Source organism: Pseudomonas marginalis, assembly GCF_001645105.1.
Taxonomy (GTDB): Bacteria; Pseudomonadota; Gammaproteobacteria; order Pseudomonadales; family Pseudomonadaceae; genus Aquipseudomonas; species Aquipseudomonas petroselini.
Genome location: NZ_LKEG01000026.1, coordinates 170739 through 197738 on the forward strand (window position 1 = coordinate 170739; position 27000 = coordinate 197738).

26 protein-coding genes and 1 riboswitch are annotated in these 27000 nt (G+C 61.7%); of the genes, 18 read left to right on the forward strand and 8 right to left on the reverse strand.

Annotated features, from left to right (window positions below):
- Positions 1-9: 9 nt before the first annotated feature.
- Genes AO064_RS05770 through speB form a run of 3 tightly spaced genes read right to left on the reverse strand, consistent with a single transcriptional unit; the run spans position 10 to position 2993 of the window.
- A complete protein-coding gene (locus tag AO064_RS05770; protein WP_064052700.1) occupies positions 10-1599 on the reverse strand; it encodes a purine-cytosine permease family protein in 1590 nt (529 codons plus the stop codon).
- A gap of 21 nt (positions 1600-1620) precedes the next feature.
- The gene (locus AO064_RS05775; RefSeq protein WP_046036004.1) at positions 1621-2043 is read right to left on the reverse strand and encodes a YybH family protein; all 423 of its coding nucleotides are present in this window, start codon (positions 2041-2043) and stop codon (positions 1621-1623) included.
- Complete coding sequence (gene speB / locus AO064_RS05780) at positions 2043-2993, reverse strand: agmatinase (RefSeq protein ID WP_015885257.1); 951 nt, start codon at positions 2991-2993, stop codon at positions 2043-2045. Before speB ends, AO064_RS05775 begins: the two co-directional genes overlap by 1 nt.
- Positions 2994-3289: 296 nt before the next feature.
- Between speB and AO064_RS05785 the strand changes: the two genes are divergently transcribed.
- From AO064_RS05785 to AO064_RS05815, 7 genes are all read left to right on the forward strand, one after another.
- A complete protein-coding gene (locus AO064_RS05785) occupies positions 3290-4183 on the forward strand; it encodes a LysR family transcriptional regulator (RefSeq protein ID WP_049712094.1) in 894 nt (297 codons plus the stop codon).
- A gap of 6 nt (positions 4184-4189) precedes the next feature.
- Entirely contained in the window at positions 4190-4795 is a 606-nt protein-coding gene (locus AO064_RS05790; protein WP_064052701.1) for a tRNA-uridine aminocarboxypropyltransferase, read from the forward strand.
- A 233-nt stretch (positions 4796-5028) separates the two neighbouring features.
- Positions 5029-5931, forward strand: a complete 903-nt coding sequence (gene cysM, locus AO064_RS05795; RefSeq protein ID WP_015885254.1) for a cysteine synthase CysM — start codon at positions 5029-5031, stop codon at positions 5929-5931.
- Complete coding sequence (gene rlmD / locus AO064_RS05800) at positions 5931-7283, forward strand: 23S rRNA (uracil(1939)-C(5))-methyltransferase RlmD (RefSeq protein WP_064052702.1); 1353 nt, start codon at positions 5931-5933, stop codon at positions 7281-7283. The genes cysM and rlmD overlap by 1 nt, the downstream gene beginning before the upstream one ends.
- Before the next feature lie 138 nt (positions 7284-7421).
- Positions 7422-9665 (forward strand): GTP diphosphokinase, encoded by a 2244-nt coding sequence (relA, locus tag AO064_RS05805; RefSeq protein ID WP_015885252.1) that lies wholly within the window; start codon positions 7422-7424, stop codon positions 9663-9665.
- Positions 9666-9730: 65 nt separating this feature from the next.
- A complete protein-coding gene (gene mazG, locus AO064_RS05810; RefSeq protein ID WP_064052703.1) occupies positions 9731-10564 on the forward strand; it encodes a nucleoside triphosphate pyrophosphohydrolase in 834 nt (277 codons plus the stop codon).
- Positions 10565-10589: 25 nt separating this feature from the next.
- On the forward strand, positions 10590-11135 hold the full coding sequence (locus AO064_RS05815; protein ID WP_003230516.1) for a DUF2058 domain-containing protein: 546 nt from the start codon (positions 10590-10592) through the stop codon (positions 11133-11135).
- Positions 11136-11314: 179 nt separating this feature from the next.
- Here AO064_RS05815 and AO064_RS05820 read toward each other — a convergent pair whose 3' ends face one another.
- The 4 genes from AO064_RS05820 to purM form a co-directional block, all read right to left on the reverse strand.
- A complete protein-coding gene (locus AO064_RS05820) occupies positions 11315-11503 on the reverse strand; it encodes a hypothetical protein (protein WP_003175379.1) in 189 nt (62 codons plus the stop codon).
- Positions 11504-11766: 263 nt separating this feature from the next.
- Positions 11767-12480: a DUF3108 domain-containing protein gene (locus tag AO064_RS05825; RefSeq protein ID WP_015885250.1), complete on the reverse strand. Its 714-nt coding sequence runs from the start codon at positions 12478-12480 to the stop codon at positions 11767-11769.
- An 8-nt stretch (positions 12481-12488) separates the two neighbouring features.
- Positions 12489-13139 (reverse strand): phosphoribosylglycinamide formyltransferase, encoded by a 651-nt coding sequence (gene purN / locus AO064_RS05830; RefSeq protein ID WP_015885249.1) that lies wholly within the window; start codon positions 13137-13139, stop codon positions 12489-12491.
- Positions 13139-14197 (reverse strand): phosphoribosylformylglycinamidine cyclo-ligase, encoded by a 1059-nt coding sequence (gene purM, locus AO064_RS05835; RefSeq protein WP_015885248.1) that lies wholly within the window; start codon positions 14195-14197, stop codon positions 13139-13141. Before purM ends, purN begins: the two co-directional genes overlap by 1 nt.
- A 356-nt stretch (positions 14198-14553) precedes the next feature.
- On the opposite strand from purM, the gene AO064_RS05840 reads away from it, so the two are divergent.
- The 5 genes from AO064_RS05840 to AO064_RS05860 all read left to right on the forward strand — a co-directional run bounded on the left by AO064_RS05840 (position 14554) and on the right by AO064_RS05860 (position 19131).
- Positions 14554-15594: a DUF2066 domain-containing protein gene (locus tag AO064_RS05840; protein WP_064052704.1), complete on the forward strand. Its 1041-nt coding sequence runs from the start codon at positions 14554-14556 to the stop codon at positions 15592-15594.
- A gap of 32 nt (positions 15595-15626) precedes the next feature.
- A complete protein-coding gene (locus AO064_RS05845; RefSeq protein WP_064052705.1) occupies positions 15627-16700 on the forward strand; it encodes an AI-2E family transporter in 1074 nt (357 codons plus the stop codon).
- Positions 16701-16903: 203 nt separating this feature from the next.
- Complete coding sequence (gene hda / locus AO064_RS05850; protein WP_015885245.1) at positions 16904-17608, forward strand: DnaA regulatory inactivator Hda; 705 nt, start codon at positions 16904-16906, stop codon at positions 17606-17608.
- A gap of 209 nt (positions 17609-17817) precedes the next feature.
- A complete protein-coding gene (locus AO064_RS05855; RefSeq protein ID WP_043205719.1) occupies positions 17818-18447 on the forward strand; it encodes a C40 family peptidase in 630 nt (209 codons plus the stop codon).
- A 144-nt stretch (positions 18448-18591) separates the two neighbouring features.
- Complete coding sequence (locus AO064_RS05860; protein ID WP_046036011.1) at positions 18592-19131, forward strand: C40 family peptidase; 540 nt, start codon at positions 18592-18594, stop codon at positions 19129-19131.
- A gap of 63 nt (positions 19132-19194) precedes the next feature.
- Here the strand turns inward: AO064_RS05860 and AO064_RS05865 are convergent, their stop codons facing one another.
- Positions 19195-20508, reverse strand: a complete 1314-nt coding sequence (locus AO064_RS05865) for a PQQ-dependent sugar dehydrogenase (protein ID WP_064052706.1) — start codon at positions 20506-20508, stop codon at positions 19195-19197.
- 99 nt (positions 20509-20607) lie between these two features.
- Positions 20608-20860: riboswitch (cobalamin riboswitch) on the forward strand.
- Positions 20861-20938: 78 nt separating this feature from the next.
- On the opposite strand from AO064_RS05865, the gene cobO reads away from it, so the two are divergent.
- The 6 genes from cobO to AO064_RS05895 are packed head-to-tail and all read left to right on the forward strand — an operon-like array spanning position 20939 to position 26932.
- Positions 20939-21550 (forward strand): cob(I)yrinic acid a,c-diamide adenosyltransferase, encoded by a 612-nt coding sequence (gene cobO / locus AO064_RS05870; RefSeq protein ID WP_015885241.1) that lies wholly within the window; start codon positions 20939-20941, stop codon positions 21548-21550.
- Complete coding sequence (locus AO064_RS05875) at positions 21547-22950, forward strand: cobyrinic acid a,c-diamide synthase CobB (protein ID WP_064052707.1); 1404 nt, start codon at positions 21547-21549, stop codon at positions 22948-22950. The genes cobO and AO064_RS05875 overlap by 4 nt, the downstream gene beginning before the upstream one ends.
- The gene (bluB, locus tag AO064_RS05880) at positions 22947-23597 is read left to right on the forward strand and encodes a 5,6-dimethylbenzimidazole synthase (RefSeq protein ID WP_046036014.1); all 651 of its coding nucleotides are present in this window, start codon (positions 22947-22949) and stop codon (positions 23595-23597) included. Before AO064_RS05875 ends, bluB begins: the two co-directional genes overlap by 4 nt.
- Positions 23594-24502 carry an adenosylcobinamide-phosphate synthase CbiB gene (cbiB, locus tag AO064_RS05885; RefSeq protein ID WP_046036015.1) on the forward strand — a complete coding sequence of 303 codons (909 nt, stop codon included), beginning with the start codon at positions 23594-23596 and terminating at the stop codon, positions 24500-24502. Before bluB ends, cbiB begins: the two co-directional genes overlap by 4 nt.
- Positions 24495-25484, forward strand: coding sequence for a threonine-phosphate decarboxylase CobD (gene cobD, locus AO064_RS05890; RefSeq protein WP_064052708.1), 990 nt, complete (start codon positions 24495-24497; stop codon positions 25482-25484). Before cbiB ends, cobD begins: the two co-directional genes overlap by 8 nt.
- Positions 25481-26932 carry a cobyric acid synthase gene (locus AO064_RS05895; protein WP_015885236.1) on the forward strand — a complete coding sequence of 484 codons (1452 nt, stop codon included), beginning with the start codon at positions 25481-25483 and terminating at the stop codon, positions 26930-26932. The genes cobD and AO064_RS05895 overlap by 4 nt, the downstream gene beginning before the upstream one ends.
- The last annotated feature ends 68 nt before the right edge of the window (positions 26933-27000 follow it).

Here is a 27000-nt window from a genome sequence, read left to right on the forward strand (position 1 = left end):
AATTATTTTTTATTGTGGTGAGCGTGCTTGCTGTGGCGAGGGCGCTTGTTGTGGCGAGGGAGCTTGCTCCCGCTGGGCTGCGAAGCGGCCCCAAAAAAGCCGGCTCCAGCTTCGCGGTCGAACGGGAGCAAGCTCCCTCGCCACAACGGTCGGCCCGTAGACAGCCGCCGGTTCCGGAAACACCCGCAGCAAGGTCAGGTACACCACCGACGCCAACCCCAGCGTCACCGGCAAGCTGATATCAATGCCATCGGCCAAATTGCCCAGCGGTCCCACAAACTGCCCCGGCAAATTGACGAAACACAGGCCCACCAATGCACTCGGAATCCACGCCCCCAACCCGCGCCAGTTCCAGCCATGGCTGAACCAGTAGCGCCCGCCGGTCTCACCGCGGGTAAACACCTGCAGGTCATCCGGGCAGTAGAAGCCGCGACGCACGATCAGGCCGATGATCATCATCACCATCCACGGCGTGGTGCAGGTGATGATCAGTACCGCGAACGTCGACACGCTTTGCACCAGGTTGGCGGCGAAACGTCCGATAAAGATGAAGGCAATCGACATCACCCCGATCAGCAGCGTGGCTTTCACCCGTGACAACAGGCGCGGGAACACGCTGGACATGTCCAGCCCGGTGCCATACAGCGACGTGGTGCCGGTGGACATGCCACCGATCACCGCGATCAGGCACACCGGCAGGAAGAACCAGGTCGGCGCTACCGCCAGCAACCCGCCGACATAGTTATTCGCCGTGATGTAGTCCGGCGCCTTGATCGCGACGATGGTCGCGGTGGCCAGGCCAAACAGGAAAGGGATTAACGTCGCGATTTGCGCCAGCACCACTGCCAGCATGATGCGCATTTTCGGCGTCTCACGCGGGATGTAGCGCGACCAGTCACCCAGGAACGCACCGAAGGAAATCGGGTTGCTCATGGCCACCAGCGCGGCGCCGATGAAGGCGGCCCAGAAGCCCGTCTGGCCCATGGCTACAGTGCCCGCGAAGTGGCTGTCGAACGCCGGCGCGAAGGCAAAGATGCCCAACAGGAACAACAGGCTCGCCGCCCACACCGCAATGCGGTTGACCCACAGCATGAAGCGAAAGCCGTAGATGCACACCGTCAGTACGAGAATGGCGAACACGCCGTAGGCCAGGCCCAGGGTCAAGTCGGTTTCCGGCAGGCCGATCAGACGTTTCGCACCCCCCACCAACGCATCGCCCGAACTCCACACCGACAGTGAGAAGAAGGCAATCGCCGTCAGCAGTGAGAGAAACGAGCCGACAATCCGCCCGTGCACACCAAAGTGCGCACCGGAAGACACCGCGTTGTTGGTGCCGTTGATCGGCCCGAACAGGCCCATGGGCGCCAGGATCAGCGCACCCACCAGCACGCCCAGCACAATCGCCCAGACGCCGGCCTGGAACGACAAGCCGAACAACACCGGGAAGGAGCCCAGCACGGCGGTGGCAAAGGTGTTGGCACCGCCGAAGATCAGTCGGAACAGATCCTTGGGGCCGGCGGTACGTTCGTGGTCCGGGATCTGCTCGACCCCGTTGGTTTCTATCTTTCGAATACTTTTATCGTTGTTTTTATTATTCATGATCAGCTCCGATCACATTGGCTAAGGGGGCGGCAGCCCTTCCGGCATAGCGGACAAATGTTCGTGACAGGCCAGCCACAGGCCTTGTTTTTGTTGTGTGCCAGACCCTTGCCGTGTGAAGACGATGGTCTCGCGTTCCTGGCTAAAAAATTGCTCCCCGTTCATGCGCAGCTCGGTGGCCACGTCATGCATGAAAATCGCCACGTCACCCTGCAGGCTGACCACGGCGTTGCTTGAGGTGCAGGACAGCACCTCGAACCCCTCGTCCCGGCGCCAGCTGTCCCACAACGCCTGGTAGGCATCGCGACTCAGCAGTGGCTGGGGGAGGGTGTAGAACACAAAGCTCGCATCGGCGGTGAACGCGCCGAAGTAGGCGGCGCGGTCATTGCGCGCAAAGGCCGCGACCAGGTCGGCGGCGGCTTGCAGCACTTCGTGGGTGCTCATCAGCGATGGGCCACGCCAGGCAGTACGCAGAGCATTTCGTACAGCAGGTTGGCGCCCAGCAGCGAAGTGTTGCCGGTGGTGTCGTAGGGCGGCGAAACTTCGACCAGGTCGCAACCAATCAGGTCGAGGCCCTGGCAGCCGCGGATGATCTCAATCGCCTGGATGGTGGTCAGCCCGCCGATTTCCGGCGTACCGGTGCCCGGCGCCCAAGCCGGGTCGATGCCATCGATATCAAAGCTCAGGTACACCGGGCCGCCGCCGACTTTCTCACGCACCTCGGCCATCAACGGCGCGAGGGAGTGGTGCCAGCATTCTTCGGCCTGGACCACACGGAAGCCCTGCTTGCGGCTCCAGTTGAAGTCTTCGGCGGTGTAGCCTTGGGCGCGCAGGCCGATCTGCACCACACGGTCGCAGTCCAGCAAGCCCTCTTCAACCGCGCGGCGGAAGGTGGTGCCGTGGGCGATTTTCTCGCCGAACATATGGTCGTTCACATCGGCGTGGGCATCGATGTGCACCAGCCCGACCTTGCCGTGTTTCTTGTGGATCGCCCGCAGGATCGGCAGGGTGATGGTGTGGTCGCCGCCCAATGTCATCGGGACTACGTTGTGCTCGAGGATTTCGTCGTAGGCCTCTTCGATGATGCGCACGGCGTCCAGCAGGTTGAAGGTGTTGATCGCCACGTCACCAATGTCCGCGACCGACAGCGAGTCGAACGGTGCGGCGCCGGTGGCCATGTTGTAGGGGCGGATCATGACGGATTCGGCGCGGATTTCACGCGGCCCGAATCGGGTACCGGCGCGCAGCGAGGTGCCGATGTCCAGCGGCACGCCGATAAAGGCGGCATCCAGGCCCTTGGCCGTTTGCAGGTGGGGAAGACGCATCATGGTGGCGATGCCGGCAAAGCGCGGCATTTCGTTGCCGCCCAGTGGTTGGTGGAAAATCTTGTCCACGGGAGTGCCTCATCGTTGTTTTGTTTATTAGGGGCCGATTCTGCGAAATACACCGATACGAAAGAATCGGCAGGGGCAAATACTTAGTTCAGATTTTTCTAAACTAATGCCAGCGGTTAAACTACGACAGCTGGACTGTAGTGAGCGGGCTTGCCCCGCGCTGGGGGGCGAAGCCGCCCTAAACCCAGGCACCTCGGTCTCTCTGAAACACTGCGGCGTCCTCATTAGGGCGGCTTCGCCCCCCAGCGCGGGACAAGCCCGCTCACTACAAGTAGCCCGATCATCTTGGAGACCCCATGGCCAACGCCTTGCCCGACCTGAAACTCCTGCGGATCTTCGTCAGCGTCGTGCGGCACCAGGGATTCGCCAATGCCCAGCACGAACTCAACCTGTCCACGTCGGCCATCAGCACTTACATGAGCCAACTGGAATCGGCGTTGGGCCTGGTGCTGTGCCATCGCGGCCGGGGCGGTTTCAGCCTGACCAGCAAAGGCGAGCTGTTCCATCAGGAAACCCTGCGGTTACTGGGCGAACTGGAAGGTTTCGAGCAATACGCCGCAGCCTTGAAAGGCGAGTTGCGCGGCACCCTCAAGCTCGGGGTGCTCGACTCTACCGTCAGCGATAAGGCGCTGCCGTTCGCCGAAGTCATCGGCGCCTACAGCCAGGAGCACCCGGCGGTGCACCTGCATTTGTCGGTGATGAGCCCCTACGAACTGCAACTCGGTGTGCAGGACAATCGCCTCGACCTGGCCATCGGTGCTTTCTCCAACCGCATGAGCGGGCTGATCTACATGCCGTTGTACCGCGAGCAGCACTGGTTGTATTGCAGCACCCGGCACCCGCTGTTCAACGAGCGCCGCATCCCGGAGCAAGTGATCACCCAGCAACGCATGGTCGGTCGCGGCTACTGGAGCCAGGCCGAACTGGCGCGCCATGGTTTCAAACACAGCGCGGCGACCGTGGAAAGTATGGAGGCTCAGTTGATCCTGGTGCTGTCCGGCGCCTATATCGGCTACCTGCCTGAGCACTACGCCCAGGCCTGGGCCGACAAGGGGGATTTGCGCGTATTGCTGCCGGCCACCTTCGGTTACCAGGCGCCGTTTTCGATGATCATGCGCCGCGGGCGCAGCCGTGAACCGTTGATCCAGACCTTCCGCGATCTACTCAAAGCCCAGCTCAACCAGGCCTGATAATCCATGTCCAGACCCCAATGCCCGCGCTGCCTGCGACCCGCCACCCATTGCCTGTGCGCGTTGATCCCGAGCCTCGACAGCCGTACCCGCGTGTTGCTGTTGCAGCACCCGAGCGAGGTCAACCATGCGCTCAATACCGCGCGGTTGGCGGCGTTGGGGTTGAACAATGCGCAGTTGATAGTGGGTGAGGTCTTTGATGATCTGCCGGCTCTATTGAACCCGCCTGGCTATCAGGCGCGGCTGTTGTTTCCGGCTGACGACGCCCAGCCGCTGCAAGCCTATGTGCCGGGGGATCAACCGCTGTTGCTGGTGGTTCCCGACGGCACCTGGCGCAAGGCGCGCAAATTGCTGCACCTCAATCCGTTGCTGGCAGCGCTGCCACGGGTGACGCTGGCCGAGGGCGCTGTGTCGCGTTATCGGCTGCGCAAAGCGCCCGGGCCGGGAGCCCTGTCAACGGTTGAGGCCATTGTGCAGGCGTTGCAGGTGCTGGAGGCACCGGCATCGTTTGAGCTGCTGCTCAAACCCTTTGAGGCGCTGATCGACGGGCAGATTGCGGCGATGGGGGAGGAGGTTTTTCAGAAAAACCATGGCGATCGACATTTGGGCTAGGCGGGTTGTCGAGGTGCGGCCATCGGGGGGCAAGCCCCCCTCTCACAGTTGACCGAATTCCAGCATGAGAATGCGGGCGAATGTGGGAGGGGGCTTGCTCCCGATAGCGTCTGCCCAGCCACCACTTCGCTCGCTTATTCCTATAAGCCATAAGCACCGCACTTTGCGTGATATGGCCCGCCGGCCTTTCCCGGTATGATGTTCGCCCCCGCAGTCTGGATTGCGAATACGCCATGACCTTGCAGTACCCTACAATCGCCGATTGCGTCGGCAACACCCCCCTGGTCCGCTTGCAACGCATGGCGGGTGAAACCAGCAATACCCTGTTGCTCAAGCTTGAAGGGAACAACCCGGCCGGTTCGGTAAAAGACCGCCCGGCGCTGTCGATGATCACCCGCGCCGAGTTGCGCGGGCAGATCAAGCCCGGCGACACCCTGATCGAAGCCACCTCCGGTAACACCGGGATCGCGCTGGCCATGGCCGCGGCGATCAAGGGTTACAAGATGGTGCTGATCATGCCCGACAACGGCAGCGCCGAGCGCAAGGCGGCGATGACCGCCTATGGCGCCGAACTGGTGCTGGTGACCCAGGAAGAGGGCATGGAAGGTGCCCGCGACCTCGCCGAGCGCATGGCCGCCGAAGGCCGTGGCCAGGTGCTGGACCAGTTCGCCAACGGTGACAACCCCGAGGCGCACTACACCACCACTGGTCCGGAAATCTGGCGCCAGACCCAGGGCACCATCACCCATTTCGTCAGTTCCATGGGTACCACCGGTACCATCATGGGCAACTCGCGCTACCTCAAGGAGCAGAACCCGGCGATCCAGATCGTGGGGCTGCAACCCATGGAAGGCGCGGCCATCCCGGGCATCCGCCGCTGGCCCGAAGAGTATCTGCCGAAGATCTACAACGCGACCCGCGTGGACCGCATCATCGACATGGCCCAGCGTGAAGCCGAAGACACCACGCGTCGCCTGGCCCGTGAAGAAGGCATCTTCTGCGGTGTGTCCTCCGGTGGTGCCGTGGCCGGCATGTTGCGCTTGTCCAAAGAGGTGGAAAACGCGGTGATCGTCGCGATCATCTGTGACCGAGGCGACCGTTACTTGTCGACCGGCATTTTCGACGAACCCAACTGATGGCCAAGCACGAGAGAGGCCTGCGCTTCCAGCCGACGGGCGGCAGCCGGGCCCCGCAGATTCCGGTAGGCAAGAAACAACGCTTGACCATCGAGCGCCTGGCCAATGACGGCCGCGGCATCGTGTTCTTTGAAGGCCGCACCTGGTTTGTGAACGGCGCGCTGGCCGGCGAAGACGTGGAAGCGCGGGTGCTGGGCACCCACGGCAAAATCGTCGAGGCGCGCACCGAGCGGGTGTTCAAGGCCAGCGAACTGCGGCGTCCGGCGCCGTGTGCGCACTTCGGTCGCTGCGGCGGTTGCAGCGTGCAGCACTTGCCCCACGCCGAACAACTTGCCCTGAAACAGCGCATGCTCGCCGAGCAACTGTCCCGTGTGGCCGGTGTCGAACCGCAAGAGTGGGCCGCACCGTTGAGTGGGCCGGAATTCGGCTACCGTCGCCGCGCCCGTGTGGCCGTGCGTTGGGACGCCAAGGCGAAACATCTGGCAGTCGGTTTCCGCGCCGTGGCCAGCCAGGACATCGTCGCCATTGACGATTGCCCGGTACTGGTACAGGCCTTGCAACCGATCATGCAACGTCTGCCCAACATGCTCCGCCGCCTGAGCAAACCTCAGGCGCTGGGGCATGTGGAAGTGTTCAGTGGGACCTCCATCGCCGTGTTGCTGCGGCATATGGCGCCGCTGTCCGAAGCGGACCTGCACATTTTGAAAGAATTCTGCACCTTCCATGATGCCCAGCTGTGGCTGCATGGCGAGGGTCAGCCGGAACCGGTCGACGCCGATGCGGTTCTGGGGTTTCGATTGGAACAGTGGGATCTGGAACTGGCTTACCGGCCTGGAGACTTCGTCCAAGTCAACGCCGGGGTCAACGCGGCGATGGTCGCCCAGGCCCTGGAATGGCTGGCGCCCCAACCCGATGAGCGGGTGTTGGACCTGTTTTGCGGCCTGGGCAATTTCGCCCTGCCGCTTGCTCGCCAAGTGCGGGAAGTGGTGGCGGTGGAAGGCGTACAGACCATGGTGGACCGGGCGGCCGTCAACGCCGTCAGCAACAATTTGCATAATGCGCAGTTTTTTCAGGCCGATTTGTCTCAGCCTTTGACCGACGCGGAATGGGCCAAACAGGGCTTTTCTGCGGTACTCTTGGACCCACCTCGTGACGGTGCCCTGGAGGTTGTGCGCAAGCTCGCGACCCTCAAGGCCAAGCGTCTGGTGTATGTGTCCTGCAACCCGGCCACGCTGGCGCGGGACACGGTTGAGTTGGTCAAGCAAGGCTACCGGCTAAAACGTGCCGGGATCCTCGACATGTTTCCGCAAACCGCGCATGTCGAGGCCATGGCGTTATTTGAAGCGGGCTAGGATGCCCGTTTAATCCGACTGGCCTGCATTCTCCAAGGCCGCGACCTGCCAGGGAGTGTGTGTAAGCTTTATCAAGGTAAAGCAGGTCAGCGATGATTTTTGACGCATCCAAGGTGCGTCGTAGGGAAGGTAAGCAAGATGGTACAGGTGAGAGCACACCAGCCGATCAACACCGACGGCAGTATCAATCTCGAGGCATGGCTGGATCATGCCGTCAGTGTCGACCCGGCACTGGACCGTGAAGCCTTGAAAGCAGCCTGCGAGTTCGCTCGTGAGTCTGAGCAGCAAGACAATGCGGCCAAGAACCTGTGGGCCGAAGGCACTTCAAGTTTTCGCACCGGCTTGGAGATCGCCGAGATCCTCGCCGATCTTAAACTGGACCAGGACTCGCTGATCGCCGCCGTACTCTATCGCGGCGTACGCGAAGGGCACATCGCGTTGCCCATCGTCAGCCAGCGTTTCGGCACCGTGGTAGCCAAGCTGATCGACGGCGTGCTGCGCATGGCCGCGATCAGCGCCAGCCTCAGCCCGCGTCAATCCATGGTGCTGGGCACCCAGGGCCAGGTCGAGAACCTGCGCAAGATGCTGGTGGCGATGGTCGACGACGTTCGTGTCGCCCTGATCAAGCTGGCCGAACGCACCTGCGCCATCCGGGCGGTGAAGACGGCCGACGACGAAAAGCGCAACCGCGTTGCCCGCGAAGTCTTCGACATCTACGCACCCCTGGCGCACCGCCTGGGTATCGGCCATATCAAATGGGAGTTGGAGGACCTGTCCTTCCGCTACCTCGAACCCGATCAATACAAACAGATTGCCACCTTGCTGCACGAGCGGCGGCTCGACCGTGAGCGCTTTATCGCCGACGTGATGAACCAGTTGCGCTCCGAGTTGCAGGCCACCGGCGTCGAGGCCGACATCAGCGGTCGCGCCAAACACATCTATTCCATCTGGCGCAAAATGCAGCGCAAGGGCCTGGCCTTCAGCCAGATCTACGACGTGCGTGCCGTGCGTGTGCTGGTGCCGGAAATGCGTGACTGCTACACCGCGCTCGGTATCGTCCATACCCTGTGGCGGCACATTCCCAAGGAGTTTGACGACTACATCGCCAACCCCAAGGAAAACGGCTATCGCTCCTTGCACACGGCGGTGATCGGCCCCGAGGGCAAGGTGCTGGAAGTGCAGATCCGCACGCACGCCATGCACGAAGAGGCCGAGCTGGGTGTCTGTGCGCACTGGCGCTACAAGGGCACCGACGTCAAGGCCGGGTCCAACCAGTACGAAGAGAAAATCTCCTGGCTGCGCCAAGTGCTGGAATGGCACGAAGAACTCGGCGACATCGGCGGCCTGGCCGAACAGTTGCGTGTGGATATCGAGCCGGACCGGGTCTATATCTTCACGCCTGACGGACACGCCATCGACCTGCCCAAGGGCGCCACGCCGCTGGATTTTGCCTACCGCGTACACACCGAAATCGGTCACAACTGCCGGGGCGCCAAGATCAACGGGCGCATCGTGCCGCTCAACTACAGCCTGCAAACCGGTGAGCAGGTCGAGATCATCACCAGCAAGCACGGCACGCCGAGCCGTGACTGGCTGAACCCCAACCTCGGCTACATCACCACGTCGCGGGCGCGGGCGAAGATCGTCCATTGGTTCAAGTTGCAGGCGCGTGACCAGAACGTCGCGGCGGGTAAAACCTTGCTTGAACGCGAACTGGCACGCCTGGGCCTGCCTCAGGTGGATTTCGACAAGTTGGCCGAAAAAGCCAACATGAAGATCGCCGAAGACATGTTTGCCGCACTGGGTGCCGGCGACTTGCGCCTGGCGCAACTGGTCAACCTGGCCCAGCAGCTGGTCGAGCCGGAGCGCGGCAGCGAACAGCTGGAACTGATTCCACGCAAGGCCACCGGCTACAAGCCCGGCAAGCGCGGCGATATCCAGATCCAGGGCGTGGGCAACCTGATGACGCAAATAGCCGGCTGCTGCCAGCCGTTGCCGGGCGATGCCATCGTCGGTTACATCACCCAGGGCCGTGGCGTGAGTATTCACCGCCAGGACTGCGCCTCGGTGCTGCAACTGGGCGGGCGTGAGCCGGAGCGGATCATCCAGGTCAGCTGGGGGCCGGTACCGGTGCTCACCTACCCGGTGGACATCATCATCCGCGCCTACGACCGTTCTGGCTTGCTGCGTGACGTGTCGCAAGTGCTGCTCAACGAGCGCATCAACGTGCTGGCGGTCAACACCCGCTCGAACAAAGAGGACAACACCGCGTTGATGTCCCTGACCATCGAGATTCCGGGGTTGGACGCATTGGGTCGGTTGCTGGGGCGGATTTCCCAGTTGCCGAACATCATTGAAACCCGGCGCAACCGCACCCCTTGATGCGGTCATAAATGTGGGAGAGGGCTTGCCCCCTCCCACATTTGATCTTCAGCGGAAAGAGACCGATGTATTCACTCGAAGACCTGCTGCACCTGATGAACCGCCTGCGCGACCCGCAATACGGGTGCCCATGGGACATCAAGCAAACCTACGCGACTATCGTCCCGCACACGTTGGAAGAAGCCTATGAAGTCGCCGACGCCATCGAGCGCGGTGACTTCGATCACCTGCAAGGCGAGCTGGGCGACCTGTTGTTCCAGGTGGTGTATTACAGCCAGCTGGCACGGGAGGAAGGGCGCTTCGAATTTGCCGGAGTGGTCGACAGCATTACGCGCAAGCTCATCCGTCGCCATCCCCATGTGTTCCCCACCGGCGATCTGTATGCGCCGCTGGATATCCCGCACCTGAGCGAAGAGCAGGTCAAGGCACGTTGGGAGCAGATCAAGGCCGAGGAGCGCGCGGAAAAGTCCGACGCACCGGAGCAACTATCCCTGCTGGACGATGTGCCTACCGCGTTGCCGTCCTTGTCCCGTGCCGCCAAATTGCAAAAGCGCGCCAGCCAGGTCGGTTTCGACTGGCCGTCTGCCTTGCCGGTGGTGGATAACGTGCGCCAAGAGTTGGATGAAGTGCTCGAGGCCATGGCCGATAACGATCCGTCGGCCATTGCCGATGAGGTTGGTGACCTGCTGTTTGCCGCAGTCAACCTGGCCCGTCACCTCAAGGTCGACCCGGAAACCGCTTTGCGTGGGGCCAATGCCAAGTTCGAACGACGTTTCCGATTTATCGAACAGGCATTGCGCGACACGCACCAACCCATAGAAGATTGCACCCTCGAAACGTTGGATGCCCTCTGGGGCGAAGCCAAACGTCAGGAAAAGAACGTGTCCAGCTGCGGTTGAGCAGTTGCCTAAGTGAGTAAGCACCATGAGCCTTTCCCTTCGCGACCAGTTGCTCAAAGCAGGTCTGGTCAACCAAAAGCAGGCCAAGCAGGTCGGCAAAGAGAAACAGAAACAGCAACGCCTGGTTCACAAAGGCCAGGCCGAGGTCGATGACACCCAGGCCCGCCTGGCAGCCGAGGCACATGCCGAGAAGGTCAAGCGCGACCAGGAACTGAACCGCCAGCAGCAGGAAAAAGCCGAGGCCAAGGCCCGCACGGCGCAGGTCAAGCAACTGATCGAGACCTCGCGCCTGCCCAAGCTGACCACCGAGGACTACTACAACTTCGTGGATGACAAGAAGGTCAAGCGCCTGTCGGTCAACACGCTGATGCGCAACAAGCTGAGCAACGGCTCCCTGGCGATTGTGCATCACGGTGGCAGCTATGAGGTGATCCCGCGCGAAGCGGCGCTGAAGATCCAGGAGCGCGCACCGGAGCGTATCGTGCAGCTCAACATCCTCACCGAAAGCCAGGTGCCGGACGAGGATGATCCGTACGCCGCCTACCAGATCCCGGATGATCTGATGTGGTAAGGCGGTAGCAACCCATTGTGCTGAGCGCGCTTGCCTGGGGTGAGCAGGCTTGCCCTGCGCTGGGCTGCGAAGCGGCCCCGAAAACGCAAACGCCGCATTCTCCCTGAAAGAATGCGGCGTTTTTAGTGGGGCGGCTTCGCCACCCAGCGCGGGGCAAGCCCGCTCACTACACGGTAGCTTCAGGAGCTTTGTGCCTGGCGTTTCATCTCAAGCGATTCAAGCTCGTTTTTATAATTATGAGCGTCGCTCTCATTGTGAAACATGCCGACCAGCAGGTCTTGCTGGTGTACATCCCAGATGTGAATCCCATGGCCCAATGCTTCGTGGGACATATGTTCGTCGTCGCGTTCAGTTACTTTTACAGTCATCTGCTTGCTCCAATCTCTGGTGGATCTGCGGCAAGTCGTCGCAGGCCTTTGTTATATGATTTGTTAGCTTGCTAAGTAAACCGACTTTTCGCGCAACAATTCATTGCAGCAAATGCAACAGTCCTGCAGGCCGCGTAAACCGCGACATTGCGCCGCAGGGTGCTGAGTTTTATGACAAAAGTTTCATGTTCACGTCAGGGGCAGCTCAATCGACAGACGAAAAAAAGCCCCGCATTCGCGGGGCTCCTTGTTCCAGCTACCGATCAGCTACCTTTGACAGCCTTACCGTCAACGGTGCCGTCCTGCAGCATGATGTTGTATTCCTTGCCGTCGGTTTCCACCTGGCGCAGGGCAACCAGGATGCCGCCCTGGTCCTTGGCAAACCACATCTGGGTGATGCGCTTGCTTTGTGTCGGGTCACGCACGCGCTCGACCTTGATGGCGTCGATGGAGCCGACCTTGGTCTGAACCTTTTCCGGGCCGATCACGCGGAAGTCGTAGGTGTCGACGTCGGTGCCTTCGACCACGTTGTAGCTCATGCTCTTCTTGCCGGCAGCCACATCGCGCTGCAGGGCCAACTGGTAGGTTGACTTGTCGAGCATGCCGCTTTGCAGGGCGACGTTGACCGGGTCTTTGTTTTCAAAACCGGTGACTTTCTTGGCGGTCTGGTCGAAGTCCAGGTTGATCTTCTTCGCCTTGCCCAGACCACCGCGTTCGAAGGTGTAGCTCTTCGGTTGCAGGGTGTCCTTGTCAAACTGGATCACGCTGGTTTCGGTCAGGCTGGCGATCATCATGGACGCCTTGAAGTTCAAGGTCCAAGTGCCATCGCCATTCTTGGCCAGGCTGCGTTCGGCCGAACCACTCATGGGCAACTGTTTCCAGTCGGCCGTGTAGCTGACGGAGAAAGGGTGTAGGTCTGCTGCTTGCACGGCAGGCAAGGCGAACAGCGCAAAAGCGAAGAGCAGGGCGCGACGCATAAAATCTCCTAGGTTCGAATCAAGTGGCCGCTGGCCGCAAGTAACTGACCGTCCAATAATGCACCCTGGTCACCGAGAATCAACCGTCCCTCGGCAAACCAGCGAACGGCCAGCGGGTAAATCCTGTGTTCCTGGGTGTGAACCCGTTGCGCAAGGCTCTGCGCCGAGTCGTCAGACTCTACCGGAACCACTGCCTGTACGACCAGAGGCCCGCCATCGAGTTCCTCGGTGACGAAGTGCACGCTGCAGCCATGCTCGCTGTCGCCGGCGTCGAGCGCACGCTGGTGCGTGTGCATGCCTTTGTACTTGGGCAGCAGGGAAGGGTGGATATTGAGCAGGCGCCCCTCGTAATGCCGCACGAAATCAGCGCTGAGGATGCGCATGAAACCGGCGAGTACCACGAGTTTGGGGTTGAAGGCGTCGATGAGTTCGATCAAGGCACTGTCGAAGGCCTCGCGGCCATCGAACGTCTTGTGATCCAGAGAGCGGGTTTCGATACCCGCGTCCCTGGCGCGTTGCAGGCCGTAGGCGTCGCTGCGGTTGGAGATCACCGCAGCAATGCGCACCGGGCTGTCGCCGGTGCGCGTGCTGTCGATCAAGGCCTGCAAGTTACTGCCGGTGCCGGAAAGCAGCACCACGACATCACAGGTCTGAGGCATCAGTGAGCCTTGAGGTTCTTCAGTTCGACCTGAGCTGCGCCTTCCGGTGCAGTGGCGATCTGGCCGATGACCCATGGCTGCTCGCCAGCTTCACGCAATACGTTCAGCGCGGTTTCAACGTGTTCTTGCGCCACGCAGATGACCATGCCGACGCCGCAGTTCAGCACGCGGTGCATTTCGGTTTCGTCAACGTTGCCTTTCTCTTGCAGCCAGTCGAATACCGCAGGACGCTGCCAGCTGGCCACGTCGACGATCGCCTGGGCGCCTTTTGGCAGTACGCGCGGGATGTTGTCCAGCAGACCGCCGCCCGTGATGTGGGCCATGGCTTTGACTGCGCCAGTGTCCTTGATCAGCTTGAGCAGTGGCTTGACGTAGATGCGGGTCGGGGCCATCAGCAGGTCGGTCAGCGGCTTGCCGTCGAGCTGGGTGTTCTCGATGTCGGCGCCGGACACTTCGATGATCTTGCGGATCAGCGAGTAACCGTTGGAGTGTGGGCCGGAAGAGGGCAGGGCCAGCAGGGCGTCGCCGGCAGCGACTTTGGAGCCGTCGATGATTTCGGCTTTTTCCACCACGCCGACGCAGAAGCCGGCCAGGTCGTAGTCTTCGCCTTCGTACATGCCTGGCATTTCAGCGGTTTCGCCGCCGACCAGGGAGCAACCCGACAGCTCGCAACCCGCGCCGATGCCGGTGACCACTTGGGCAGCGGTGTCCACGTTCAGCTTGCCGGTGGCGTAGTAGTCCAGGAAGAACAACGGCTCGGCGCCGCACACCACCAGGTCGTTGACGCACATGGCAACCAGGTCGATGCCGATGGTGTCGTGCTTGTTCAGGTTCAGTGCCAGGCGCAGCTTGGTGCCCACGCCGTCGGTGCCGGACACCAGGACAGGCTGCTTGTAGCCGGCCGGGATTTCGCAGAGGGCGCCAAAACCGCCCAGGCCGCCCATGACTTCGGGGCGCGCAGTGCGCTTGGCGACGCTCTTGATGCGTTCGACCAATGCTTCACCGGCGTCGATGTCTACACCGGCGTCCTTGTAGCTCAGGGAGGGTTGCTTGCTCATGATCCAGGCCTTTAGGGGGGATTCAGGGGTAACGACCGAGCGGGCAGGCGCTTTTGGTAAAAGGCCCAGCCGTTGACGGTCTGCGAAGGCGCGCGATTTTATCAGGCTTGAGGGGCAGCGGCCATCCTCGGGCCGACGGGCAGGGCCATATAGGTTAAAAAAGCCGGTTAAAAAAATGCTGATGGGGTCTGCTTCGGCGCGTATTAAGGTATAGCCTTTAACCCGCTATCGTTATGACAGTACGAAAACTTACCAAGACCCTGTGAATGTTTTACCGGTGGCTGTGGTCACAGCCTTGCCAAACCGAGTTCACGCGGTCTGTTCCAGCCGCTAAATTTGTCGTTCGGGAATCTTCCATGCGTCTGTGTAAATTCTTCTTTGTAGGCTGCTTATCGTTGGTCAGCCTGGCGAGTCATGCCGAAACCCTCAATGGCCTTTATCAAGTACTCGAACCCGTCAGCAGCCAATCGCCGCAAGAGCGCGACCAAGCCACCCAGCGTGCCGTGCAGACCCTGGTGATCCGCCTGACCGGCGACGCTAAGGCCGCCGATGGCCCGGGCCTGGCGGCGGTTCGCAAGGACCCGCAACAAATCATCAGCCAATACGGCTACGACGCCGGCCCGCCGGAAAGCCTGCAAGTGGATTTCGACCCGGTGAGCACTGATCGCGTCCTGCGTGAAGCGGGCTTGTCGATCTGGGGCAGCAATCGGCCATCGATCCTCGGCTGGTGGCTGAACGACTCCACCGAAGGCAGCAGCCTGGTGGGCGATGGTCAGGCTGTGGCCCAGGCGCTGCGTCGTGCCGCACAACACCGTGGCCTGCCGCTGCGCCTGCCACTGGGTGACTTGGATGAGCAGGTGGTCGCCACCGCACCGAATCTGGAAAGTGCTGACGCCACACCTTTGCGTGCCGCTTCCGAGCGTTACGGCGCCGACGCCTTGCTGGCTGTGCATGCGCGCCAGGAAGGCAGTCAATGGCAAGCCAAATGGCGTTTGTGGTTGGGCGACAAGAGCGAGCAGGGCACCGTCCAAGGGGCCGACACCGGCGCCGTGGCGGATGCGGTGATGCTGGCGGTCAGCCAGAAGCTGGCGCCACGTTTTGCGGTCAAGCCGGGCGTGAGCACCGAACAACTGCTCGAAGTGCAAGGCATGACCCTGGAGCGCTATGCAGCGCTGGGTCATCTGCTGGAGCCTTTTGGCGGCCAGCCACAGTTAGTGGATGGCAATCGTATTGTGTATCGCGTCAACGGCAGTGCCGATCAGTTGCGCACCCAGTTGAGCTTGGCCAAGTTGCAGGAGATTCCCGCAGGCGAGGCGCCAGCCCAGCAACCCGTGACAGATGGCACACAGCCTGCGGTAGCACCTGAGCCTCAGGCGCAGCTGCGTTTTCGTTGGTAGAAGTTTTCTTCTTTATATAGGTGGAGTGGTATATGGCGGATACGCGTCGTTGGGTGTGGCTTGGCGGGATCGTCCTGCTGTGCGTTTTTGTCTTCTTGCTGCATTCGATCCTGACGCCGTTCCTGGTCGCGTTGCTGCTGGCCTACCTGTTCGATCCGGTGGTGGATCGCTTGGAGAAGGCCGGGCTGTCGCGGACCTGGGGGGTGGTGGCGGTGTTCGCGCTGTTTACCTTGATTATCACGGCGTTGGTGTTGGTGCTGGTGCCGATGTTGGCCAAGCAACTGTTCCGCTTGTATGAATTGGCGCCGCAGATGCTCGATTGGCTGCAGCACACGGCCATGCCGTGGGCCCAGGCTAAGTTAGGCCTGGCGGATGGCTTCTGGAAGTTCGACAAGGTCAAGGCGGCCATCAGCGAACACATGGGGCAGACCACCGATATCGTCGGTGTCATTCTCAGTCAGGCAACCGCATCCAGCCTGGCGCTGATTGGCTGGTTGACCAACCTGGTGCTGATCCCGGTGGTCGCGTTCTACCTGCTGCGCGACTGGGACATCATGATGGCCAAGATCCGCAGCCTGCTGCCGCGCAACCGTGAGGAGCGTATCGTCTCGCTCGCCGAGGAATGCCATGAGGTGCTCGGTGCATTCGTGCGTGGGCAGTTGCTGGTGATGCTGGCCCTGGGGATCATCTACGCGGCCGGCTTGATGGCCATCGGCCTGGAACTGGGCCTGTTGATCGGCCTGATCGCCGGCCTCGCCGCGATCGTGCCGTACATGGGCTTTGTGATCGGTATCGGTGCGGCACTGGTGGCCGGGCTGTTCCAGTTTGGCGGTGACCTGTATCCGATGCTGGGCATTGTGGCGGTGTTCATGGTCGGCCAGGCCCTGGAAGGCATGGTGCTGACGCCGTTGCTGGTAGGCGATCGGATTGGCCTGCACCCGGTGGCGGTGATCTTTGCGATCCTGGCGGGCGGGGAGCTGTTCGGCTTTACCGGCATCCTGCTGGCGCTGCCGGTGGCGGCGGTGATCATGGTGCTGGTGCGCCATGTGCATGATCTGTACAAGGATTCGGAAGTGTATACAGGGGTCGAAGACCCCGACCTGTAACCGCTTCTTTGCAAACCCGGCCCAGGCCGGGTTTGTTGTTTCTGGAGCGGCGGCGTCAAACAATCTGCGTAAATCCAACAAGTTAACGCAAACCTTTGATTTTGCTTGGGGTCTGTTGCATTGTGCGCCCGGCGTCACGGGTATAAACTTTGCAAACTTTACACAGAGGCCACTAACGGTTCGTTTGGAGCCGTTCAGTCAGCATGAAACCGATTCAGCTGCCCTTGGGTGTGCGTCTGCGTGATGACGCCACCTTTATCAACTACTACCCAGGCGCCAATGCCGCTGCACTCGGCTATGTCGAGCGGCTTTGCGAAGCCGACGCCGGGTGGACCGAAAGCCTGATCTATCTGTGGGGCAAGCACGGCGTAGGGCGTACCCACCTGTTGCAGGCCGCTTGCTTGCGTTTCGAGCAGATGGGTGAGCCGGCGGTTTACTTGCCTCTGGCTGAGTTGATGGACCGTGGCATCGGCATCTTCGACCACCTCGAGCAATACGAGCTGGTCTGCCTGGACGATCTGCAAGCGATCGCCGGCAAGGCCGATTGGGAAGAAGCGCTGTTTCACTTGTTCAACCGCTTGCGGGACAGCGGTCGGCGCCTGCTGATTGCGGCGTCCAGCTCGCCACGTGAGCTGCCGATCAAGCTGGCCGACCTCAAGTCACGGCTGACCCTGGCACTGATCTTCCAAATGCGCCCGCTGTCCGACGAAGACAAATTGCGTGCCTTGCAACTGCGCGCCTCCCGCCGCGGCCTGCACCTCACTGACGAGGTCGGGCATTTTATCCTTACCCGTGGCACGCGCAGCATGAGCGCGTTGTTCGACTTGCTCGAACAGCTCGACCAGGCTTCTTTGCAAGCTCAACGAAAATTGACGATCCCTTTTCTCAAGGAAACGTTGGGCTGGTAACTCGTTGAATTTACGGGTTTCGCCAGTTTTCAGGCGCCAGGAAACCTGCGTTTGAGCCGCGTTGGCTACGCATTTGAACCGATAAATGGAATTACGGCTTAGATGTCATAGTCCAATCGCGAAGTCACATAGATCACGATTGAATTTGCAAATCGATGTGATAGTGGGCATAGTCTCGACTTCTTTACATATCAGCCACGGTCGTGCCCATGCTAAATCGCTTCGCACCCCTCGTGCCTCTCGCACTCGTTACCCTGTTGTTTGGTTGCGCCTCCCACCCTCAGCAGGTGGCGGAACAGCAAAAACCACAGGTTCAAAATCAGGCAAAGTTCGTTGCTGCACAGTCTGCTTCTGTTTACGAAGAAGAAATGGCAACCGAAAAAGAGCTGGCCAACTTCGCCGGCAGCAAGCCTTATCAGCTTCCAGTGCTGGCCGACAGCATCCTCGAACGCGGCATGTCCCTGATCGGTACCCGTTACCGTTTCGGTGGTACCTCTGAAGCCGGTTTCGACTGCAGCGGCTTCATCGGTTACCTGTTTCGCGAAGAAGCTGGCATGAACCTGCCGCGCTCTACCCGCGAAATGATCAACGTGAATGCACCGTTGGTCGCACGCAACAACCTCAAGCCCGGTGATCTGCTTTTCTTCAGTACAGCTGGCCGTGGTCGAGTGAGCCATGCCGGTATCTACCTGGGCGATAACCAGTTTATCCACTCCAGCAGCCGTCGCAGTGGCGGTGTTCGAGTCGACAACCTGGGTGACAGCTACTGGAGCAAAACCTTCATCGAAGCCAAGCGCGCACTCGCCATGGCCCCGACTACGGTTACCGCTAGCAAGTAAACTTAAAGTGATACTTGAAGTTTGACGTGTAAGCGCTAGAATCCCTGGACATTGTTGTAATCCGTTCGCGCGAGCTTTGCTTGCGCGTTCTGGTTTTCAGCGTTCGGCAGCGAAAGCCGCATCCAGACCAGGATTGTTCTGCACATGTCGACCTCGGCCCGCCTGATTCTTATTGTTTGCGCCGCGTTGCTCAGCGCCTGCGCAAGCCGTCCACCGCCGCCCGCGCCTGTCGCGGTGAAACCTAAGCCGGTGTTCAACTACTCCACCCAGAATTTCTCGCCTGCAGCCGAAGACGTGCTTTTCCGTGCGCTTGGCCTGGTTGGCACGCCGTACCGTTGGGGGGGTAATACCCCGGACTCGGGGTTTGATTGCAGCGGCCTGATTGGGTTTGTCTTCCGTGATGCTGCCGGGATCTCCTTGCCGCGTACCACCCGTGAACTGATCGTGATGCGCGCCCAGGATGTCAGCGAGCAGAACCTGCAGACCGGCGACCTCTTGTTCTTCGCCACCGGTGGCGGTTCCCAGGTCAGCCATGCCGGGATCTACGTGGGGGAGGGCCGCTTTGTGCACGCGCCGCAAACCGGCGGTACGGTGAAGCTGGATACCCTGTCCAAGGCGTATTGGCAGAATGCCTACCTGAGCGCCAAACGCGTGTTGCCGGCGAATCTGGCGCGTAATCCCTGAATTAAACCCAGGCCCAAAGGTGGGAGGGAGTTCAAACCCCCTCCCACATTGGTTTTGCGGTGTTTATTTAGCCGCCGACACGCGCCACACTTTATTCCCCACGTCATCCGCCACCAGTAAATCCCCCTGCTGATCAATCACCACACCTACCGGCCGGCCCATGGCTTTCTCATCCTTGTCGAGGAACCCGGTCAGCACGTCCACCGGCTGTCCTTTGGGCTGCCCACCTTCGAACGGCACGAAGATCACCTTGTAGCCACTGTGCGGCTTGCGGTTCCACGAACCATGCTGGCCGATGAACGCGCCGTGGCTGAATTGCGCTGGAAGCTTGCTGCCCTCTGCGAATGTCAGGCCTAACGACGCCGTATGCGGGCCTACCGCGTAATCCGGTGCAATCGCTTTGGCCACCAGGTCGAGATTCTGTGGGTTGACGCGCACGTCCACATGCTGGCCGTAGTAGCTGAACGGCCAGCCATAGAAGGCGCCATCCTTGACCGAGGTGATGTAGTCCGGCACCAGGTCGCTGCCGATCTCATCGCGCTCGTTGACTGCCGTCCACAGCTTGCCGGTCTGCGGTTCCCAGGCCATGCCGTTGGGGTTGCGCAGGCCGGAGGCGAAAATGCGGTGCTGGCCGCTGGCGCGGTCCACTTCCCAGATCGCCGCACGGCCCTGTTCCGCTTCAAGGCCGTTTTCCCCCACGTTGCTGTTGGAACCGACACTCACGTACAGCTTGCTGCCATCCTTGCTGGCCACCACGTTTTTCGTCCAGTGGTGGTTCAACGGCCCGCCTGGCAGGTCGACCACCTTAGTACCGGCTTGCTTGATCGCGGTTTCGCCCGGTTGATAGGGAAAGCGCAACAGCTTGTCCGAGTCCGCCACGTACAGGTCGTTGCCGACCAGTGTCATGCCAAAGGGCGAATTAAGATTTTCCAGGAATACCGTGCGGGTTTCCGCGACGCCGTCGTGGTCGGCATCACGCAGCAGTGTGATGCGATTCGGGCTCGGTACCCCGGCGCCGGCGCGGCCCATGACCTTTTCCATGACCCAGCCACGAATACCTTTGGAGTCATCCGGTTTGGGCGGCGCGTTGGTTTCCGCCACCAGCACGTCGCCGTTGGGCAGTACATACAGCCAGCGCGGGTGGTCGAGGCCTTCGGCAAACGCCGCCACCTGAGTGCCGGCAGCGGCGGTTGGCTTCACGCCTTCGGGCCAGCCGATGGCGGGCGCGATATTCACCGTGGGGATCAGGGTTTTGTTCGGTTCCGGCAATTTGGGCGAAGGCCCGGTGCCGTCGGAGACCTGGAGGGTGGAGCTTTCACCGCAGGCGGCGAGGGTGCCGGCGACCATGATGAGTAGGGCAAGTCTGGTTTTATGCATGGTGTTCTCCTTAATACCTGTAAGGGTAGAGGAGGTAGCCGAGGCGTTGGTTCAAGTCCAAGGCCAGCTTTAATTGACGCTCCACCCCCAACCCACTAACCTTCGCGGCTTGTTCCAGGTGCTCCGTGACCCATGGGTCGACGGAGTGAAACAGGGAAGCCGGTGAGTGAGCGCACTTGTACACAGTGCTGCCGCGATTCCGGCGCTGCCCCCGCAACGGTAAATGAGTCAAGACGGTGCCTTTTGCCACTGTATCGCCAGCGATATGGGAAGGCGCACCGTCGGCCTGCCTGCTTGATTAACGCAAGCGCCACTCATGAGCCCGGAGACCGGCCTGAAACATCCAACAGCATCACGGTGGGCGATGCTTGGCTGTCTGTGTTTCTTTTTCCTGCCCGCCGTTTTTGTCCAGCCCCAACGGAGAGCTGCCATGACCGATTCCCCCGAACGCGACGAACGCCATCTGGCGCGCATGCTGCGCAAAAAAGCCGTGATCGACGAACGCATCGCCAATTCCCCCAACGAATGCGGTTTGCTGCTGGTATTGACCGGCAACGGCAAAGGCAAGAGCAGCTCCGCGTTCGGCATGCTGGCACGGGCCATGGGTCACGGCATGCAGTGCGGCGTGGTGCAGTTCATCAAGGGGCGCAACAGCACCGGCGAAGAATTGTTCTTCCGCCGCTTCCCCGAGCAAGTGCGCTTCCATGTGATGGGCGAAGGCTTCACCTGGGAAACCCAGGACCGCCAGCGCGACATCGCCGCCGCCGAAGCCGCCTGGGCGGTTTCCCGTGAATTGCTGCAAGACCCGACCATCGGCCTGGTGGTGCTGGACGAATTGAACATCGCCCTCAAGCACGGCTACCTCGACCTTGACCAGGTTCTCAGCGACCTGCAAGCCCGCCCGCCGATGCAACACGTGGTGGTCACCGGCCGTGGCGCCAAGCCTGAGTTGATCGAAATGGGCGACACCGTCACCGAAATGGGCATGCTCAAGCACGCGTTCCAGGCCGGTATCAAGGCACAGAAGGGCGTCGAACTTTGAATCAGCCCCGTCATTGCCCGGCCGTATTGATCGCCGCACCGGCGTCCGGCCAGGGCAAAACCACCGTTACCGCCGCACTGGCCCGTTTGCACCGCAACCTGGGGCGCAAGGTGCGCGTGTTCAAATGCGGCCCGGACTTCCTCGACCCGATGATCCATGAGCGTGCCAGCGGTGCGCCGGTGTATCAATTGGACATGTGGATGGTCGGCGAGCAGGAAAGTCGCCGTTTGCTCTGGGAAGCGGCAGGGGAGGCGGACCTGATCCTTATCGAAGGCGTGATGGGCCTGTTCGACGGTACACCCTCGAGCGCCGACCTGGCGCGGCACTTCGGCGTGCCGGTGCTGGGTGTGATCGACGGCACCGCGATGGCGCAGACGTTCGGCGCGCTGGCGTTGGGCTTGGCGCGATATCAGCCGGACCTGCCGTTCGCGGGCGTGCTGGCCAACCGCGTCGGCACCCTGCGGCATGCGCAATTGCTTGAAGGCAGCCTCACCGAAGGCTTGCGCTGGTACGGCGCATTGTCCCGCGAGACTGGTATCGAATTACCCAGCCGCCACCTCGGCCTGGTGCAGGCCAGTGAACTGAATGACCTCGATGTGCGCCTGGACGCCGCTGCGCAAGCGCTGGGCAGCAGTTGCGAAGTGGCTTTGCCGCCCCCCGTGACCTTTGCCGCGCCGCAAATGATCCCCGCTGAGCCTTTGCTCAATGGCGTGCGCATCGCTGTGGCCCGCGACGAAGCCTTTGCTTTTACCTACGGCGCCAGCCTCGACCTGCTACGTGCGATGGGGGCCGAGTTGAGCTTCTTCTCGCCGATCCACGATCGCGAATTGCCTGACGCCGACAGTCTCTATCTACCGGGTGGTTACCCGGAATTGCATCATCAGGCGCTGTCGGAAAATACCTCGATGCTCGACGCCATCCGTGCCCATCACGTGGCCGGCAAACCCTTGCTCGCCGAGTGCGGCGGCATGCTCTACCTGCTCGACTCGCTGACTGACGTCGAAGGCATCCGTGCCAAACTGCTCGGCCTGCTGCAGGGCGATGCCGTGATGCAAAAGAAACTGGCGGCCCTGGCGCTGCAAAGTGTCGAATTGCCGGAAGGCACCCTGCGCGGCCATACCTATCATCACTCCCTGACCAGCACCGAGTGGCAACCGATTGCCCGTGGCCTGAGCCCCAACGGTGGGCGCGGGGCCGAGGCGGTGTATCGGCAGGGGCGGATGACGGCTTCCTACGTGCATTTTTATTTCCCGTCGAATCCGGCCGCGGTGGCCGCCTTGTTTGCGCCGGACCTTGAGACCGCCATCGCAGGCAAGCCAGCTCCCACCGCGACAGTGTTCACAGATCAACCTGTGGGAGGGGCGGTGCGACGATTCGACTTGCCCGCGAAGAAGCCATGACCGACAACGCCTTCCCCGAGGCTGACCGCCAGGCCGTCTACCGTGCCATCGCCGAACGCCGCGACATGCGCCACTTCAGCGGCGGCACTGTCGCCCCCGAATTGCTCCACCGCCTGCTGCAGGCCGCGCACCAGGCCCCCAGCGTTGGCCTGATGCAGCCCTGGCGCTTTATCCGCATCAGCGACCGCGTGTTACGTAGCCAGATTCAACAGTTGGTGGAGGAAGAGCGCGTGCGTACCGCCGAGGCCCTGGGCGAACGCTCCGACGCGTTCATGAAGCTCAAGGTCGAAGGTATTCACGATTGCGCCGAAGTGTTGGTGGCGGCGTTGATGGACGATCGCGAGCGGCACATCTTCGGCCGGCGTACCTTGCCGGAAATGGACATGGCGTCGTTGTCCTGTGCGATCCAGAATCTGTGGCTGGCGGCCCGCGTCGAAGGCCTGGGCATGGGCTGGGTGTCGCTGTTCGAGCCTCAGGCCCTGGCCGATCTGCTGGGTTTACCGCCCGGCGCGAAACCCTTGGCCGTGCTGTGCCTGGGGCCAGTAGCCGAGTTCTACCCGGCACCGATGTTGCAGCTCGAAGGCTGGACCGAACCTCGGCCATTGAGTGACATGTTGTATGAGAATGTGTGGGGAGTGAGTCAATGAGTGTGGCCTTGCTGTGTGTCGCTGCCGTGGCGCTGGACGCGCTGCTGGGTGAACCGAGGCGCTGGCATCCGCTGGTGGCGTTCGGCAACTTCGCCGGGCGCATCGAGCAACGTTTCAACAGCGGCGGTCGCGGCTGGCGCAGCCATGGCGTGACCGCGTGGGTGATCGCCGTGGTGCCGTTGACGCTGCTGGCCACCGCCTTGTCGTGGGCGCCGTATATCGGTTGGGTCCTGGAGATCCTGGCGTTGTACTGCGCACTCGGCATGCGCAGCCTCGGCGAACATGTGATGCCCGTGGCCCAGGCCCTGCGCAGCGATGACCTGGAGGAAGCGCGCAAGCGTGTGAGCTACCTGGTCAGCCGCCAGACCAGTGAGTTGGACCGCACCGAAGTCGCCCGCGCCGCCACCGAGTCGGTGCTGGAAAACGGCAGCGATGCGGTATTCGCCGCGATTTTCTGGTTTGTGGTCGCTGGCGTGCCGGGCGTGGTGCTTTACCGCCTGAGCAACACCCTGGATGCCATGTGGGGCTATCGCAACGAGCGCTTTGAACGTTTCGGCTGGGCGGCGGCAAAAATCGACGACGTGCTGAACTACATTCCCGCACGCCTGGTGGCGTTGACCTACGCCGTACTCGGCAAAACCCGACTGGCGCTTCAATGCTGGCGCACTCAAGGCCCGACGTGGGACAGCCCCAACGCCGGTCCGGTGATGGCTGCCGGTGCCGGCGCCTTGGGCGTGGAGCTGGGCGGCGCGGCGATCTATCACGGTGAAGTGCACCAGCGCCCGCCATTGGGCGAAGGCCCGGCGGCGGATGCCGATTCCATCGACCGGGGCTGGCAACTGGTGCAGCGCGGCGTATGGTTGTGGCTGCTGATCCTATGTGCGGGGGCGCAATTCTATGCTTGAACACGGTGGCCGGCTGCGCAAGGCAGCGATTCAGTACGGGATAGCCGAAGCCAATTGGCTTGACCTGTCCAGCGGCCTCGCGCCCTGGCCCTGGCCGATTCCCGAGATCCCCTTGCGCGCCTGGGCGCGCCTGCCGGAAACCGACGACGGCCTGGAGCAGGCTGCCGGCGAGTATTACGGCGCTGCGCACCTATTGCCGGTGCCGGGCTCCCAGGCGGCTATCCAGTTGCTGCCACGCCTGCGCCGGGCCGGTAAGGTCGGGGTCTTGTCGCCGTGCTATGCCGAACACGCCGAAGCCTGGCGACGCGCCGGTTACGTGGTGCGCGAAGTGCAGGAGCAGGAGGTCGACTTCTTTCTCGATAGCCTCGACGTGCTGGTGGTGGTCAATCCCAACAATCCCACTGGCCTGAGCCTCACCCCGCAACGCTTGCTGGACTGGCATTCGCGGCTGGCCCGGCGCGGTGGCTGGCTGGTGGTGGACGAAGCCTTCATGGACGTCACCCCGCAACTGAGCCTGGCCGGCCAGGCGCATCAAGTCGGCCTGATTGTGCTGCGCTCGTTCGGTAAATTCTTCGGCCTGGCCGGCGTGCGACTGGGCTTTGTATTGGCCGAACGCAAGCTGCTCAAGCTGCTCGCCGAACAGGTCGGGCCTTGGGCCGTCAGCGGCCCGACGCGGGTGCTGGGCCAAGTGTGCCTGCGCGACACCGACGGGCAGGCGCGGCAACGCGTGCGTTGCATCGAGGCGGGACAGCGCTTGTTCGCCTTGCTTGAGCGCCACGGCTTTCAAGCCCAGGGCGGCTGCGCCTTATTCCAATGGCTGATCACGCCCCACGCCGAACGCCTGCACGAATTCATGGCCCAGCGCGGCATCCTGCTGCGCCTGTTTGTTCACGACAGTAGCCTGCGTTTTGGCTTGCCCGGCACTGAGGTCGACTGGCTGCGCCTCGACGAGGCCCTGGCCGCCTATAAGGAAGCTGCATGAGTACGCTGATGGTGCAAGGCACCACCTCCGACGCCGGCAAAAGTACCCTGGTGACGGCGCTGTGCCGCTGGCTGATACGCCAGGGCGTGGCGGTGGCACCGTTCAAACCGCAGAACATGGCGCTCAACAGCGCGGTGACGGCCGAAGGCGGCGAGATCGGTCGCGCCCAGGCGGTGCAGGCCCAGGCCGCCAATCTGGCGCCACACACCGATATGAACCCGGTGTTGCTCAAGCCCAACAGCGACACCGGCTCCCAAGTGATCATTCATGGCCGCGCCGTGACCAGCATGAACGCGGTGGCCTATCACGACTACAAAGCCATCGCGATGCAAGCGGTGCTGGCCTCCCACGCACGGTTGAGCGAGGCCTACCCGGTGGTGATGGTAGAAGGCGCAGGCTCTCCGGCGGAGATCAACCTGCGCGCCAATGACATCGCCAACATGGGCTTCGCCGAGGCGGTGGATTGCCCGGTGCTGCTGATCGCCGACATCAATCGCGGCGGTGTTTTTGCCCACTTGGTCGGCACCCTGGAATTGCTGTCGCCCACGGAACAGGCGCGGGTCAAAGGGTTCATCATCAACCGTTTTCGCGGCGACATTGCATTGCTGCAACCGGGATTGGATTGGCTGGAAGCACGCACCGGCAAACCGGTGGTGGGCGTATTGCCTTACGTGATGGACCTGCACCTGGAAGCCGAAGACGGCATCGACCGGCGTCAGATCGACAAGGCGGCGCAGGTGCTCAAGGTGGTGGTGCCGGTGTTGCCGCGTATCAGCAACCACACGGATTTCGATCCGCTGCGCCTGCATCCCCAAGTGGATCTGCAGTTCGTCGGCCCAGGCCAGCCGATTCCTGCCGCCGACCTGATCATCCTGCCAGGCTCAAAAAGCGTGCGCAGTGACCTGGCCTATCTGCGCGCCAACGGCTGGGAAACCGCCGTGGCACGGCACCTGCGCTATGGCGGCAAGGTGCTCGGTATTTGCGGCGGTTTGCAGATGCTCGGCGAGCAGGTGCATGACCCGCTGGGCCTCGAAGGGCCCGCCGGTTCCAGCGATGGCCTGGGGTTGCTGGCGTTCAGCACCACGCTGGAAGAAGAGAAGCAGCTGCGCAACGTGCGCGGGCGTTTGTTGCTCGAGGATGCGCAGGTCAGCGGGTATGAGATCCATGCGGGCGTGACGACCGGCGATGGCTTGTCGAATGCTGCGGTGTTGTTGGATGACGGGCGCAGCGATGGCGCCCAGAGTGCGGATGGGCAGATCCTTGGCACTTACCTGCACGGCTTGTTCGAAACAGCGGCGGCGTGCAGTGCTTTGCTGCGTTGGGCGGGGTTGGAGGATGTGCAGGCAGTGGACTATCACGCCTTGCGCGAGCGTGATATCGAGCGTTTGGCTGACTTGGTGGAAAACCATTTGGATACTGAACTGTTACGTGAGCTATGTGGGATTTGACGCGATTCCAGTGTGGGAGCTGGCCTGCCTGCGAAGGCGTTGGGTCGGTGTGTATATCCATTCCTGCG